We start from the raw sequence: 13897 nt of genomic DNA on the forward strand, positions 1-13897 counted from the left end.
TACAGCCAAAGGAGGAGTAACATGACATTTTCCATGGAAGTCGTAAGTCAGGAAGAGATCAAGCGAGCGATTGAGGAAGAGGTGAAGCCTGTTCCGGAGGAGATAGCCAAGCTGAAGGAGGCAGCTGATGCGAATGTTGCCGCTATTATGGCATTGGATCTGGATTCGCTTGATAAGAAGAAGGAAATACTCCAATCCATTGACAGCTATGGCTTAACTACGATGAGAATGTCCTCGAAAAAAAATACGATGCTGCAGGTAACGGTAGGGAACCTCTCCAAGATCGGTGATGAAGGAGGGCCAGTAGCCAAGAGTCTCGCCGAGCTGCATACCCAGCTGAAGGATCTGGATCCGAGCGTCATAGACTTTGCCAAGAAAGGCTTTCTCGGAAAACTGTTCAATCCGCTGCGTGCGTACTTTCTAAAGTATGAAAAAGCGGATGTGGTGATCGCGGATATTATCGTGTCCCTGGAGAAGGGGAAGGCGACTCTTAAAAACGACAACACGACGCTTGAAATCGAGCAGCAGGAAATCCGGGAGCTGACGAAAAGGCTTAGAAAAGAAATTCAGCTTGGCATGTTAATGGATGAATCCATCGAAGCGCAGATTGAAGCCGCCAAATTGCGTGATGAAGATTCGGACAAAATCCGGTTCATTACGGAGGAAGTACTCTTTCCGCTGCGTCAGCGCATCATGGATATGCAGCAAATGCTGGCTGTCAATCAACAAGGCATTATGGCGTTCGAGGTGCTCATACGCAACAATAAAGAGCTTATTCGCGGAGTAGACAGGGCTAATACGGTTACGATCTCTGCACTGCGAATTGCGGTAACTGTGGCTAGCGCGCTCTACAATCAAGGCATCGTACTGAAAAAGATCGACCTGCTGAACCAAACGACGAACGATATTATCGCAGGTACCTCCAGGATGTTGAAGGAGCAGGGAGCTGCAATACAAAAGCAGGCCATGCAAACCAGCGTCTCGGTGGATACCTTGAAGCAGGCGTTCACGGATGTCTTGTCGGCCTTTGACTCCATAAGCATGTATAAGCAAGAAGCTCTTCCGAAGATGCGGGAGACGATCGATCAATTCCGGACCTTAGCCGACGCCGGGGAGAAGCAAATCCTGCGTTTGGAGAAAGGGAATTTACTGGGGCTTTAATAGTTACAATAGTATCCTGCTATAATACTTCAATCTACCTAACACTCGACTTCCTCTTTGGGAGCGGGTGTTTGTTTTATTATTCCTTCAAAATCGGTATAAAGAGCTAACACGATTTAAAAATTTAACCATATTTTTATAATTCACAGCCGTTTTTACAGCAGGAATATGATTGAGGGCCGTCGAAAGGATTATCGATTTTCATTTTCATCCTGAGAAGCCCTCTATCAAGGCCATTTCGAGGAGTGATTCTTTCAGGATTCCAAGATGGGAAGTAAGGGGTGCATCCAACGGGTCATACAGAAACAGAATCTCGTGCGGAATATTGCTGACAACTTCGAGGTGATGCAAGTAAATTGATGTGATGTTCGCGTCATAGGCAATACATTTATACGATTAAAGCTGGATGAAGACAGGATTACAACTCATAAAACATTTGGAGCGGTGTACAATTGTCCCTACTTGTCCGTATTTATCACAAATATAAGAATCGGGATTTTATCTTCACGATTCCTCTTGTGATTCTGGCGCTTGATCAAATCTTAGGCTACTATTTCTGGATTTTACGTTCGGGTCAAGGCCTCCCCCAATCTGAAGACGGTCAATGGTATATCGACTATGCAAGCGCTTTACTGAATCACTTTGCCATTGGTACGCAAATGAACGATCTGATGTATCTGGGCTATAATTTACTGCTTACCCTGCTGCTGGCTCTGTTCAAGGACCCGGCCAAAATCGTCTTTATCCAGGCGGTTACTGCGGGCTTGAGCGTTATTCTGGTATTTAAAATTACACGCATGCTGTTTAATAGAACCGCAGCGATCATAGCCTCCTATTTTTATTATGATGCATGGGAAGTGACGCTGTGGTCGATGTATATCCTTTCAGACAGTTTTTTTATCAGTCTTTTGCTTTTATGTATTTTTCTCCTCCTCAAGGTATATGAATCCAATAAACGAATATACAAAATTCTTTTTGTTGTCTCATCGCTGTACATGGTTGTTTTCCGGCCGACGGGCATCGTCATGATGGCGTTTATTCTCCTGTATATCGTTATTCGAACGAACAGGCAAACGTTGCTGCGTATGCTGAAGACATACCGCTATGTCCTCGGAGGCTGCGCTCTTGCAGCTGTCGCGGCTTGCATTTATTTATTTTCCGGCAATGCATTGGATCCTCTCATTTCTTCTCTTCAATTTAATGCAAAGAAAGTGCTTTACAATATTTATGCTAAAGGCTGGATTTATGATAAAGCGACACCTCACGACCACTATTTCAAACCAAACTACGATATTAATATATTCAACAGCTTGATTCTGAGCTTCTTGATTAACAACTGGGACCATATTTCCATTATCTACGGCAAAAGAGTCATCGCATTTCTCGGCCGTTGGGTATGGGAGACGAACGTGACCAGTCTGCACGGTATAAAAGTGCTCGCGGAGCATCTGCTTCCAACGCTGCTTTTCCTCACAGGCACTGTGATGGCCATAGTGAACGGCAAGTTCAGGAAGTCGTCTATCATTTGGCTCTCCGCGCTGGCAATCTTTATTTTTTGTATCGTCCTGTTCATTGACGCGATGTACCGTTACAGGGCGCCTGCCATTCCGTTCATTGCTATTGCGGCGGGATACGGGGCAGAAAGAATTCTATATGGTGTGTTCGTTATTGCAAAAAAATATGCGGGGAAGCTGAGCCGTTATGGAACAAGGAAAAGTGTTAATAGTGATTCCGGCTTTTAATGAACAAAACAACATTTTGAAAGTCATCAGGGATATCCGGGAGAGCCTCCCTTATTCCGACATCTTAGTCATTAACGACTGCTCGCATGATAATACTTCTCTTACGGCCAGGCAGGCGGAAGGCGTCAAGGTGGTTGATCTGCCCTTTAACCTCGGCATCGGCGGGGCGGTGCAGACCGGGTTCAAGTATGCCTACACCAGAGGCTACGACTATATGGTGCAGATTGACGGCGACGGGCAGCATATAGCCAAAGAAGTGGAGAAGCTGTACGACACGATGAACCGGTCCGGGTGCGATATGGTTATCGGCTCCAGGTTCCTTGACATTCAATCCTATCGAACGACGTGGTCGCGCAGGCTGGGCATCAAGGTATTTTATTTGCTGTTCCGCATGATGATTCAGACCAAGGTGACCGACAGCACTTCGGGCTTCCGGATGTATAACCGGAGGAGCATAGAGCTCTTGTGCAAGCATTACCCGGATGATTACCCGGAACCGGACGCCATTATTTTATTGAGAAAGCATGGATTGCGCATCACGGAGGTCGGTGTTGAAATGAGGGAGCGGGAGCACGGAGCCTCCTCCATTACTCCTATCAAAAGCCCGTATTATATGGCGAAAGTGATCTTGTCCATCTTTTTCTCCTATACGAGGACGAGGTGGTGATAGCATGGATGGCGGATATCATTTGTATAGCTTTCAAGTGATGGGGATCGTATTCAGCCTCATTATTATTATTTCGGTCTTTCTTATGGTCAGAGCCAGGATGATCAAGGAAAAATATTCGCTGGTATGGTTTTTTATTGGCTTATTCACGCTCATCATGTCCGTGTTCACGGATTTAATGGATTGGTTCTCCACCTTAATCGGGGTGTACTATGCTCCATCGGCGTTTTTTGCCATCCTGATCGCATGCGCCTTTTTGCTGCTCTTGAATATGAGCGTCAGCATATCGGGACTGAAGATGCATAATAAAGCTTTGACGCAGGAGCTCGGATTAACGAAGCTGAAGCTGGAAGAGCTCGAAAAGAAAATGAACGAGGGGTAATTATTATTAAATACATCATGCTTTTCGGAAGCGTCACGATGACCGTGGCGGCTAGCACGCTGCTCAAGATAGGAAGCAGGGGCGTCAGCTTCGACTCGGGGCTGCTATCCATCCTGTTAGGCTACTTATCATCGCCGCTTATCGTGTTAGGATTCGTTCTGTATGCGCTGGCCGCCTTCTTATGGATTTACTGCCTGTCCCAGTTCGACTTAAGCTATGTTACGTTCGTATCGAGCATCCAGTATATTTTGCTGATTGCCGTCTCCATTCTGGTCTTTCATGAACAGATTAGCCTCATGAAATGGTCCGGATGCGCCTTTATATTAATCGGCGTCATTTTTTGGCTGAAAGGATAATTCATTCATGTACAGGTGCGTTGCCTATACCGAAGCCATGAAGGATGAATGGGACCGGTTCGCGCAAGCGAAGGGGACCGTATTTCATACTACGGCTTTTAGACAGATTTTGCTGGGCTCCTTCGGATACCAATGCCTTTATCATGCCGTTGTGAATGAAGATGGCCGTATCTGTGCGATCATGCCTCTGATTGCCGGCCGTAATCTGGCGCTGAAAAAAGTAGGCGTGTCCCTGCCCTTTGTCAATTACACGGATCTATGCGCCGATGGCGAGGCGTCGTACCGCTTTGCGCTGAAGGCGGCGATGGACATGAAGGATCGTTATTCGCTAGGCTATACGGAGCTGCGGCTCAAGGATCAGGACATCGAGCAGCCAGGCTGGAGCCGGAATCTTCAGCATCATACGTTTCTGCTTCCATTATCGGAGAATGAGGAGGACGTGCTGTCCCTATCCTCGAGAAGCAACAGAAACCATGTACGCAAGGTATATAAAAATGACTGGTTCTCCGTGTCCTTTGATTCCGGCTACTTGGACAGCTTCTATAAAGTGTATGTAAAAAGAATGAAGCAGCTGGGATCACCGGCCCCGGATATATCCTTCTTCCGGCGGATTTTCGAACAGCTGCCGGAGCAAACATTCCTGCTGTCCGTACTGGACCGGCAGTCCGGGGAGATCGTGGGCGGGATGCTGCTGCTGACGAGCCCGGGCAATTCAACGCTCTATTATCCTTACGGGGCGAATCTTATCGAATATAACAGCAAGTACCTGAACAACTTCATGTACTGGGAGGCTGTAAGATTCGGCATACGGAACGGCTTGAAGTATTTGGACCTTGGCCGGTCTCAGACAGGCTCGGGGACGTACAAATACAAGGAGCAATGGGGCGCTGAGCCTATACAGCTGAAGTACCTTGTGTATAACGGAGGCCGCGATGCTGCCGGAGCTCCTGACAAGCAAAGCTTGCATCTGTTCGTCGAGCTGTGGAAGGTCATCCCTTCCTTTATCACCGATCCTGCAGGCAAACGGTTGATGAAGTATATTTTGCCTTAGAGCTTTTCGCAGGAAAGCCGCTAAAACTCTCACCATCATATGGATGTTCCATCGGAGGATGTAAAAATAATGAGTCAATTGAACTGGAAGCAGTACTTCGATAACAAAGCCGAGACGCATGGAGCATCGGTCAAATCGTCGGATTATTTCAACGAAGAAAGCTTTTTTATGCAGAGGGATCATACCCTGCGCTGGCTCGGAGAATGCCGGGGCAAGCAAATATTGGACGCCGGCTGCGGAGTAGGGGCGTTCAGCGAGCCGCTGGTTAAGGATAATACCGTATACGGAGTCGACTTCTCCGAGAAAAGTCTAGAGTTTGCAGCAGCCCGCGGATTGAAAACAACGACTGACGATTTGACCGCTTTGCGGTTTGACAACAACCGTTTTGACGTTGTGCTTTGCATCGGCGTCATCCAATTAATCGAGCAGTACAAGGATGTCATTCGGGAGCTCGCTAGGGTAACCAAGCCGGGCGGGACGCTGCTTATCGAGACGTTGAACAAAGGCTCCATTCAAAGAAAGCTGCTTCGTTTGTTCGAGAAAAGCAAAAAGTTCGACCAAATGTATGCGATGGAGGAGCTAAAGAAGGAGTTTATCCGGCATGGCTTCGAGGACATCCAATTTTTGAAGCTGTATCATCCTTTCAAATTCGTAAGCCAGGGCGCTGAGAGCGGCCAGCTCTCCAGCATGTTCTGCACTTCATTCGCCATCAAAGGGGTCAAGACATTTGCTTAACAACGTTAACCATACTAGCGCTTCCAGCACTCGGCCGATCGATGGCCGTATCAGCAATATGCTCACCTTCGATATTGAGGAATGGTTTCACGCCAATTACGATAACATGGCCCCGGATACGAGCAAGGGCTCCAATTTCAGGGCCCATATGGACGAGCTCCTTCAGCTTTGCAGTGACACCGGCTGCAAGGCGACCTTCTTCGTGCTGGGCTGTATCGGCGAGAAGTACCCGGACATCGTCCAGCGGATCGCGAAGGAAGGGCATGACGTTGCTTCCCATGGCTACGGCCATGAGCTTGCATACAAGCAAACCTACGACGAATTCAAAGCCGACGTAAAAAAATCGGTCGATATACTGGAGGCTTTAACGGGAGCCCCTGTCTTGGGATACCGCGCTCCTTCATGGTCCATAGTGGAACGAAATCTGCACTATTTGGAGGCGCTGGAGGAGCTGGGGATGCAATACGACGCGAGTATTTTTCCGGTGAAAACCTTTTTGTACGGCATTCCGACGGCTCCGACGGTCATTCATAAACCGCAAGTGAACGGGCGGGAGCTGGGAATCTATGAAGTCCCTATGTCTGTGATGAACGTGTCCGGCAAAAACGTCGGGTATTCGGGAGGGTTTTACTTCCGTTTTTTTCCCAAGTTCGTCATCAAATCGGCCATTCGATCGGCGAACCGCCAAGGAAAGAGCTCTATCGTCTACCTGCATCCGAGGGAGATCGATGCCCGCGAGCACAAGCTGGAGCTGCCGCTTAAGGAGCATTTCATTCATTACTACAATGTGCGGGGAACGAAGTCCAAGCTGGAGGACATTATGAAGAGCTTCCGGTTCACATCCATATCGGAGCATCTGAAGCTTCACTATGAAGGGAATACCTCCATTTCTTAACTCATCAATCATTGATCTGGTTCAACGAAGCTAACATCTTTTCCGGAAGGCAAAGGAACCCTTAGGGAACCCGAGCTACGGAGGAGATGTTTTTTGTTGGGCACTAGGATGCAGCTGAAATAAGAAGCCATAGAGTACCTCGTCGTTTTGTTCCTATATCATTTTTCACTTCAATTTCATGTTAGAAGAGTATCGTTATAGGTATTAAGCTGGACGATTGGAAAATGCTCTGTCATCCGCAGCTCCTTGGCGGCCAGATCAACGGCGAAGCCTTGGGCTACCGCTCCCAGATCGAGCCTAAACGGCTTGGTAAGCAGAACGGACTGGACCTGTTCGTCCAGCTCTGCATCTCGAAAGGAAACGTTCGTATTCAGTCCTGTTCTATCGTCTAGAATCGGCTGTCTTGTCAAATAATGATAGTTGAAGCCCCAAGGAGGCCATAGTATGACCTACAGCAGGATCGAAGCTCCCTTCCGTCATTTCGGCAATTTGAAGCGGGAAGCGAACCAGCTCGAACAGCGTATCGCTGACACGCACCCAAACGCCAGTCTGTCTGGACAGCCAGGCCAGTGCTAAAAATGAAATCATGCTGAAAAGTGTACGGCGACAAGATAGATTTAACTTACCTGGCTTGTAGAAATGAGGGGAAGGACCTTGAACATTTTATTAGTGGAAGATGATGCCAGGCTTGGTGAGCTGGTTCAATACAAGCTGAAGAAAGAGCTGTTTCAAGTCGAATGGGCACAAGACGCCCAGACAGCGGAATCATTCATAGAGAGATCTGCCTTTGATATTTATATCCTGGACTGGATGCTCCCGCGCAAGAGCGGGATAGAGCTGTGCAAGCAAATCAGGGCAAAGAAGGATTTTACGCCCATTCTAATGCTGACCGCCAAAGATACGGTAACCGATCGAGTACAAGGACTCAATGCCGGGGCGGATGATTATTTGGTCAAGCCGTTTGCTTTTGAAGAATTAATTGCTCGAATCCATGCCTTGTTCAGAAGGAAGGAGACGAATTGGGAAGGGGAGAAGGTGAGCCTGGGAGATGTGCTCGTCATTCACAAGACACGTCGGGAAGTGATTCGAAGCGGGGTAGTCCTTTCGCTATCGCGGCGTGAATTCCAGCTGCTTGATTTTTTGGCGGATCATCAGGGGCAAGTATTAAGCAGGGAGCAGCTGCTCGACCGCGTATGGGGCCTGGATGCGGAAATCACCTTGAATGCGGTGGACGCAACGATCAAGCTGCTGCGCAAAAAGCTGGACGATCCTTTCCCCGATAAGCTGATTCATAATGTGCGGGGCTTCGGCTACCGGTTGATGATAAAGGAGGACTCGACGTGTTCCAACGAACAAGAATGAGGCTGACTTTAGTATTCGGTTGTGTATTGGCGCTGATTTTAATTCTTGTTACGTTGGCTTACTACTTCTTTTTGCAGGAAACGATCCAAAGGAATGAACGGTCGGAGATGGCCAACATCCTGGAGAAAACAAGCCGCCAATGGGAGCATCGCCTGGAGGAGGGGCTCAAGGATCACCGCGATGGTAAACGAGAATCCAGAGGTATCGATTGGCAGTATTTGCAATCCAATGAGCTGGTAGTGATCAAAGCTTCTGATAACAGGCTGTACGTATCATCGACGGCATATGCTGCTATGTCAGAGCGGATGGTGCAATGGGCCAGAGCAGGGCAATCCGTGAATCAGCAGAGGCTGGAAATACAGGATGGGGAGCAGAAGCAGCATTTTCTTGTCGGCAGCGCCGCAATGAATGCAGGAGGTACGGCCTGGGCAGCCATAGATATTTCTTCGGACATCATGCTGCTCAGCCAAATGAAATGGGTGCTGTTAGTGTTCTCCGTCGTCCTGCTATCAATCGCTTCGGCCGGAGGGTATTGGTTTGCGGGCAGGGCGATGGGGCCCATTAAGGACTCCTATCTCAAGCAGGTGGAATTTACCGCTAATGCTTCTCATGAGCTTAGAACGCCGCTCAGCGTGATGCATTCGTCCGTAGAGCTGCTGCAGGACTACAAGTCCAGCCTGCCTGCGTTCGAGCAGCACATTCTTGACGGGTTGAAGGATGAAGTCCAGAGAATGACCCGATTGGTCGAGTCGCTGCTGCTTCTGGCCAGAAGCGATTCGCAGTCCTGGACGTTCCAGAGGGAGCAGGTTAATCTGTGTAATCTATGTGCAGATGCGGTGCAGTCAATGCAAACGGTTGCTCAGAAGCAGGGGATTCAGCTTCGAATCGGTGAATCGCCATCCGGGAGTGGGGATGCATACGTTATGGGGGATGAGGACCAACTGCACCGCTTGATTTATATATTGTTAGATAATGCTATTAAATATACTTCTCCCGAAGGGGAGGTCACGGTTTCGTGCATACCGCACGGAGATAACGAGTTGATGCTAAGGGTTAGCGATACCGGGATCGGGATTCCCGAAGATGAGCTGCATCTTATCTTCGACCGGTTCTACCGGGTGGATAAGGCACGTTCGCGCGAGAGCGGCGGAGCCGGATTGGGCCTGTCTATTGCCTCCGAAATCATGAGGATGCACCGGGCAGCTGTGAGAGTCACAAGCAAGGAAGGGGAAGGAAGCTGCTTCGAGGTTATGTTTCACCGCAGCCAGGCTTAAGACATGCGGTCAAGGTCTTTTCATTTTACCAATGGAGCAACTCTAAGCGGGCCGGGCTTGCCAAAAGCCGGCAGGAGATCAGTGCACGAAGCTGATCACTGCCGGCTTTTTTTATTCGAGGGCGTCATAGCAGCGCTTTATACTTGTCCCGATATTCGGAGGGCGACATTCCCGTTGCGTGGCGGAATGCCTTGGAGAAGTAATGAATCGAAGAAAATCCGTACTTCTCGGCAATCTCCGTGATGGAAAGACGCGAGAAGCATAAATCCTCCGCTATGTGATGATATTTTAACCGGTTCAAATAATCGCTCGGCGTATATCCTGTGTCCTGCTTGAACAGGTCGTGAAATCGGCTTTTGCCTAATCCAAGCTCGTGGGCCAGCTCGTACAGCTGCGCAACCTCCAGCTCCAGCGGCTCATTTTCAATAAAGTCCAATATTTTTTTGATTCGCGGATCATAAGTCACGTGATGCTTTACAGCATAGGCAAGGAATTGATGCAGGAAGCTCTGGAAGGCTCCATTGTATTTCAGGAAATCCCAAGGGTTGCGTCCTCCCAGCAGCTCCGGCGGCGGGGTAAATGCATTGAAATAAGAGACCCATAACGGAATATTGTTGATGGTCGTTACTTCATTCAGCTCAAGCTTCGGGCAAGGGGAGATCAGCTCCTCTATGTAGGTATCTATCCCTTTAAAATAATTCCTCTGGTATTGAAATCCCGGCCGGTCGACATATTTCCAATCAAAGTAGGCGCAGCGATGGATCATCGGGTCGCTTGCATCCGAGGTCCATTGATGGATTGTTCCCGCAGGGATATAGACAAGGGAACCCGTCTGAACCTGATATTGCTGATCATTCAAACGCAGAATGCCTTGACCGGCCTCCACCAGAATGATGGCGTTGGTATAACAGATACGCAGCGGACATTGCTCCCGTGGGCCAAAGACATATTTTTGCGCAAAAAGCAGCAAAGGATTGAAATCGGAATAACGTGTGAGGTAATCCACCTGGAAGCTGTACACGGCAATTTTCAAACGGGTTCACCTTCTTAGCAATCAATGTCATTCTCTATTATATTGGAAAAAAGGACAAATAGATACGATTCTGTGCAAAGACATCAAAACAAATCGGAACTATAATGAAATGGCTTTCATAAGGAAACCGAATAAGGGATCAAATCAGTAAAAATGAACACTGGGAGAGAATCTTATGAGCCATAACCAGCTTACCTTAAAATATCCGGCTTCATGGTGGAAAAATAAATGGAGGGAAGGCTTGCCGTCAGGGAATGGACAAATAGGCGCTTCCGTCTTCGGCGCGATTAAAGAAGAAACCATCCTCATTACTCATGAGGACTTGTGGCATTGGGGGCAAAAGGATGTGGTCCCGGATGTCAGCCATAAGCTCGATGAGACGAGGAAGCTGATGGATGAGGAGAGATACCTCGAAGCCAGCTGGAATTTAACCAATGCCTTGAAAGAACAAGGCTATAATACCCGCTTGGCAGCCAGGTTCCCTGTAGCCGATCTGAAGCTGATGATGCAGGGAGAGCATGCTTTCAAGCAATACCGCCGGACTCTTCATATGGAAACCGGGGAAGTGACGGTATCGTGGAAGGACGGTGAGACGGCCTACAAAAGAAGCTTGTTCGTATCGAGAGCGGACAATGCGATAGTCTATGAGGTTCAATCGGACAGGCCTTCCATACAAGCGGAATTAAGTCTGGTTTTTCATCCGACGGACAGCCCTCGTTTGGCAGAGAAATGCAAGGAAATGGAGGAAACCGTCCAGATCAAAGCTGAGGGCGACTATATTTATTACGCTGCACGCAACGACGATGGTACGGATTACGGAGCGGTGCTTCGTGTAATATCCGCATCAGGTAGCAGGGAGGCTCTCCCGGGTGCTATTCGGGTCAGTGAATCGTCGAGTCTACTCGTGGCTGTTAAGGTGTTCGTAAAAGGGCAGCGTGAACAGGAGTGGGTACGGCTTCAAGAGGAGTTATCTCCTATACAAGCCGATTACAAGGAGCTGCTGAACGCTCATGCCGAGCTGCACGGCCGATTATTCCGCTCCGCTTCCCTGCAGCTAGGGGCGGCTCATGATGAGCGTACGAATGAAGAGCTTTTGCTGGAGGCATATGACGGAGAAGCTCCGACAAGCTTAATCGAGAAAATGTGGGCGTACGGCCGGTATTTATTCATATCCGGCACGCGCGAGCAAGGATATCCTTTTGGCATGTACGGTCTTTGGGGCGGTGATTACCGCTTGACCTGGTGTCACAACATGGCGAATGAGAATGTGCAAATGATGTATTGGCATGCCCCGGCAGGGGGGCTCAGCGAGCTGATGCCTGCTCTCATCCATTACTATGACAGCATGATGAACGATTTCCGAGATAATGCTCGCAAGCTGTACGGCTGCCGCGGCATTTATATTCCGGCAGGTTCTACACCGGGGATCGGTGTTCCTAACCAGATTGTTCCCGTTATTATGAATTGGACCAGTGCTGCGGGGTGGCTGGCCAGACATTATTATGAGTATTATTTGTATACCGGTGACAAAGCCTTTTTGAAACGAAAGGTGCTTCCGTTCATGAAGGAAGTAGCTCTGTTCTATGAAGATTTTCTTGTGCTGGGCGAGGACGGCTTCTATAAGTATTATCCTTCCGTTTCGCCGGAAAATACACCGCAAAATTTTATGCCGACCGATGGCAGACCATTGGCGCATCCGATGCCTACGACGATTAATGCCACTATGGATTTTGCCGTTATGAAGGAGCTGCTGTCTCATTTGGTTGAGGGAAGCCGCGAAGCGGGAGTATACGGGGATGAGGTCGAGAAGTGGGAGCAGATGATCCGGCGGATTCCTCCTTATCAGGTGAACAAGGACGGCGCCATTCGGGAATGGATGAATGAAACGTTTGACGACCGGTATGATCATAGGCATTTGTCGCATATTTATCCGATATTCCCTGGACAGGAATTTACCAGAGAGGAGCAGCCGGAGCTGTTTGAAGCCTTCGAGACGGCGGTCAAAAAGCGGTTAATCGGAGCGCAAAGCGGCTGGTCGCTCGTCCATATGGCTGCTATTTATGCGCGGCTCGGAGACGGCAACAAAGCTTTGGAATGCCTTGATATATTATCCCGCTCGTGCTTGCTGAACAATTTCTTCACGCTACACAACGATTGGCGGAATATGGGCGTGTGCATGAACATGACGGAAGCGCCTATTCAGATGGATGCCAACATGGGATGGGTCAATGCGGTTCAGGAGATGCTGCTCTATGTATCGCCTAATCTGGTCAAGCTGCTTCCGGCACTGCCGGATAAATGGGAGCAAGGCTCTGTGACGGACCTTCGTTTCTGTACAGGGAGGCTGTCCATGTCCTGGGATACAAGAAAGGGTTCCTTCCGTGCGCAGCTTGTTGCTGAACGGGCAACTGCGATAACAGTAAAGCTACCTGAAAGATTCGATGCCTATTCCTGGTCGGGACACAGCAGCAAGGTCACACCTTCTGCATTGGGCCGTCATTGCTACGAGCTTCGTCTGGAGCCGGGTGAAGCCCTGACGGTTTCGTGCGAGGGATAAAGTGCATTTGGTCATAAAAAAGAGAGGGGCATCTTTTGGCGGGCCTCTCTCTAAATAAGGTGGAAAGCGCACAAGGTTTTTCTACTTGCATTGGTTATCTACTATATGATACATTACAAAGCACGGTCGCTGAATGAGCGGCGTGATAGGTTCATAAACAAGTGAAATGGCGCTTCTGAGCTTGCCGGGCCATCCCAAGAATGGAAAAAAAGTTTTGCTTGCAATGAAGCTAAGAGATGTGGTACATTACAAACCACGGTCGCCGAAGGGCGGCGTGATAGATTCAAAAACAAGTGAAGCATCGTTTTCTGAGCTTGCCGGACTATCCCAAGAATGGAAAAAAAGTTTTGCTTGCAATGAAGCTAGGAGATGTGGTACATTACAAACCACGGTCGCTGAAGAGCGGCACGATAGATTCAAAACAAGTTAACATCGTTTCTGAGCTTGCTGGGTAATCCCAAGAATGGAAAAAAGTTTTACTTGCATTGGAGCTACAAGATATGATATATTACGATCTTGTCTGGTAAAACAGATGAGCAAGTGATAGACATTGTCCTTTGAAAACTGAACAACGAGTGAATGTTTGAAGAGAATGAAAATTCTCGCTAGCATTGAATTTTGAGCTTAAGACAAGCTCTATTATAGATCACTTCGGTGATCACTTTAATGGAGAGTTTGATCC

Annotated in this window: 14 protein-coding genes; 12 read left to right on the forward strand and 2 right to left on the reverse strand. The window is 48.5% G+C overall.

Annotation, left to right across the window (positions count from 1 at the left end; translation table 11 throughout):
• Window positions 1-21 precede the first annotated feature (21 nt).
• The 8 genes from GGC63_RS33420 to GGC63_RS33455 all read left to right on the forward strand — a co-directional run bounded on the left by GGC63_RS33420 (window position 22) and on the right by GGC63_RS33455 (window position 6989).
• Window positions 22-1161 carry a toxic anion resistance protein gene (locus GGC63_RS33420; protein ID WP_192705888.1) on the forward strand — a complete coding sequence of 380 codons (1140 nt, stop codon included), beginning with the start codon at window positions 22-24 and terminating at the stop codon, window positions 1159-1161.
• Window positions 1162-1613: 452 nt separating this feature from the next.
• Window positions 1614-2903, forward strand: coding sequence for a glycosyltransferase family 39 protein (locus tag GGC63_RS33425; RefSeq protein WP_192705889.1), 1290 nt, complete (start codon window positions 1614-1616; stop codon window positions 2901-2903).
• The gene (locus tag GGC63_RS33430; RefSeq protein WP_079914760.1) at window positions 2863-3570 is read left to right on the forward strand and encodes a glycosyltransferase family 2 protein; all 708 of its coding nucleotides are present in this window, start codon (window positions 2863-2865) and stop codon (window positions 3568-3570) included. Before GGC63_RS33425 ends, GGC63_RS33430 begins: the two co-directional genes overlap by 41 nt.
• Window positions 3571-3574: 4 nt before the next feature.
• Window positions 3575-3952 carry a DUF2304 domain-containing protein gene (locus GGC63_RS33435; RefSeq protein WP_079914759.1) on the forward strand — a complete coding sequence of 126 codons (378 nt, stop codon included), beginning with the start codon at window positions 3575-3577 and terminating at the stop codon, window positions 3950-3952.
• 38 nt (window positions 3953-3990) lie between these two features.
• Window positions 3991-4308, forward strand: a complete 318-nt coding sequence (locus GGC63_RS33440; protein ID WP_079914758.1) for an EamA family transporter — start codon at window positions 3991-3993, stop codon at window positions 4306-4308.
• Between the two features lie 7 nt (window positions 4309-4315).
• The gene (locus GGC63_RS33445) at window positions 4316-5359 is read left to right on the forward strand and encodes a GNAT family N-acetyltransferase (protein WP_192705890.1); all 1044 of its coding nucleotides are present in this window, start codon (window positions 4316-4318) and stop codon (window positions 5357-5359) included.
• Between the two features lie 69 nt (window positions 5360-5428).
• The gene (locus tag GGC63_RS33450) at window positions 5429-6094 is read left to right on the forward strand and encodes a class I SAM-dependent methyltransferase (RefSeq protein ID WP_192705891.1); all 666 of its coding nucleotides are present in this window, start codon (window positions 5429-5431) and stop codon (window positions 6092-6094) included.
• Window positions 6087-6989, forward strand: coding sequence for a polysaccharide deacetylase family protein (locus GGC63_RS33455; protein ID WP_192705892.1), 903 nt, complete (start codon window positions 6087-6089; stop codon window positions 6987-6989). The genes GGC63_RS33450 and GGC63_RS33455 overlap by 8 nt, the downstream gene beginning before the upstream one ends.
• Before the next feature lie 176 nt (window positions 6990-7165).
• Here the strand turns inward: GGC63_RS33455 and GGC63_RS33460 are convergent, their stop codons facing one another.
• Entirely contained in the window at window positions 7166-7435 is a 270-nt protein-coding gene (locus GGC63_RS33460; RefSeq protein ID WP_144028095.1) for an FAD:protein FMN transferase, read from the reverse strand.
• Here GGC63_RS33460 and GGC63_RS35020 point away from each other — a divergent pair.
• From GGC63_RS35020 to GGC63_RS35275, 3 genes are all read left to right on the forward strand, one after another.
• On the forward strand, window positions 7434-7565 hold the full coding sequence (locus GGC63_RS35020; protein WP_264082132.1) for a hypothetical protein: 132 nt from the start codon (window positions 7434-7436) through the stop codon (window positions 7563-7565). The genes GGC63_RS33460 and GGC63_RS35020 overlap by 2 nt on opposite strands.
• A gap of 78 nt (window positions 7566-7643) precedes the next feature.
• On the forward strand, window positions 7644-8351 hold the full coding sequence (locus GGC63_RS33470) for a response regulator transcription factor (protein WP_192705894.1): 708 nt from the start codon (window positions 7644-7646) through the stop codon (window positions 8349-8351).
• Window positions 8330-9625 (forward strand): sensor histidine kinase, encoded by a 1296-nt coding sequence (locus tag GGC63_RS35275; protein ID WP_192705895.1) that lies wholly within the window; start codon window positions 8330-8332, stop codon window positions 9623-9625. The genes GGC63_RS33470 and GGC63_RS35275 overlap by 22 nt, the downstream gene beginning before the upstream one ends.
• Window positions 9626-9749: 124 nt before the next feature.
• Here GGC63_RS35275 and GGC63_RS33480 read toward each other — a convergent pair whose 3' ends face one another.
• Entirely contained in the window at window positions 9750-10658 is a 909-nt protein-coding gene (locus tag GGC63_RS33480; RefSeq protein ID WP_192705896.1) for an AraC family transcriptional regulator, read from the reverse strand.
• Window positions 10659-10833: 175 nt separating this feature from the next.
• Here GGC63_RS33480 and GGC63_RS33485 point away from each other — a divergent pair, with 175 nt between their 5' ends.
• Window positions 10834-13215, forward strand: a complete 2382-nt coding sequence (locus tag GGC63_RS33485) for a glycosyl hydrolase family 95 catalytic domain-containing protein (RefSeq protein ID WP_192705897.1) — start codon at window positions 10834-10836, stop codon at window positions 13213-13215.
• Window positions 13216-13897 lie beyond the last annotated feature (682 nt).

Source organism: Paenibacillus sp. OAS669, assembly GCF_014873645.1.
Lineage (GTDB): Bacteria > Bacillota > Bacilli > Paenibacillales > NBRC-103111 > Paenibacillus_S > Paenibacillus_S vulneris.

What these genes read in the sequence shown, in the direction of transcription:
- GGC63_RS33440 (WP_079914758.1), top strand. Translation starts at nt 3,991, where the DNA reads ATGACCGTGGCGGCTAGCACGCTGCTCAAGATAGGAAGCAGGGGCGTC.
- GGC63_RS35020 (WP_264082132.1), top strand. Translation starts at nt 7,434, where the DNA reads ATGACCTACAGCAGGATCGAAGCTCCCTTCCGTCATTTCGGCAATTTG.
- GGC63_RS33445 (WP_192705890.1), top strand. Translation starts at nt 4,316, where the DNA reads ATGTACAGGTGCGTTGCCTATACCGAAGCCATGAAGGATGAATGGGAC.
- GGC63_RS33450 (WP_192705891.1), top strand. Translation starts at nt 5,429, where the DNA reads ATGAGTCAATTGAACTGGAAGCAGTACTTCGATAACAAAGCCGAGACG.
- GGC63_RS33435 (WP_079914759.1), top strand. Translation starts at nt 3,575, where the DNA reads ATGGATGGCGGATATCATTTGTATAGCTTTCAAGTGATGGGGATCGTA.
- GGC63_RS33430 (WP_079914760.1), top strand. Translation starts at nt 2,863, where the DNA reads ATGGAACAAGGAAAAGTGTTAATAGTGATTCCGGCTTTTAATGAACAA.
- GGC63_RS33485 (WP_192705897.1), top strand. Translation starts at nt 10,834, where the DNA reads ATGAGCCATAACCAGCTTACCTTAAAATATCCGGCTTCATGGTGGAAA.
- GGC63_RS33420 (WP_192705888.1), top strand. Translation starts at nt 22, where the DNA reads ATGACATTTTCCATGGAAGTCGTAAGTCAGGAAGAGATCAAGCGAGCG.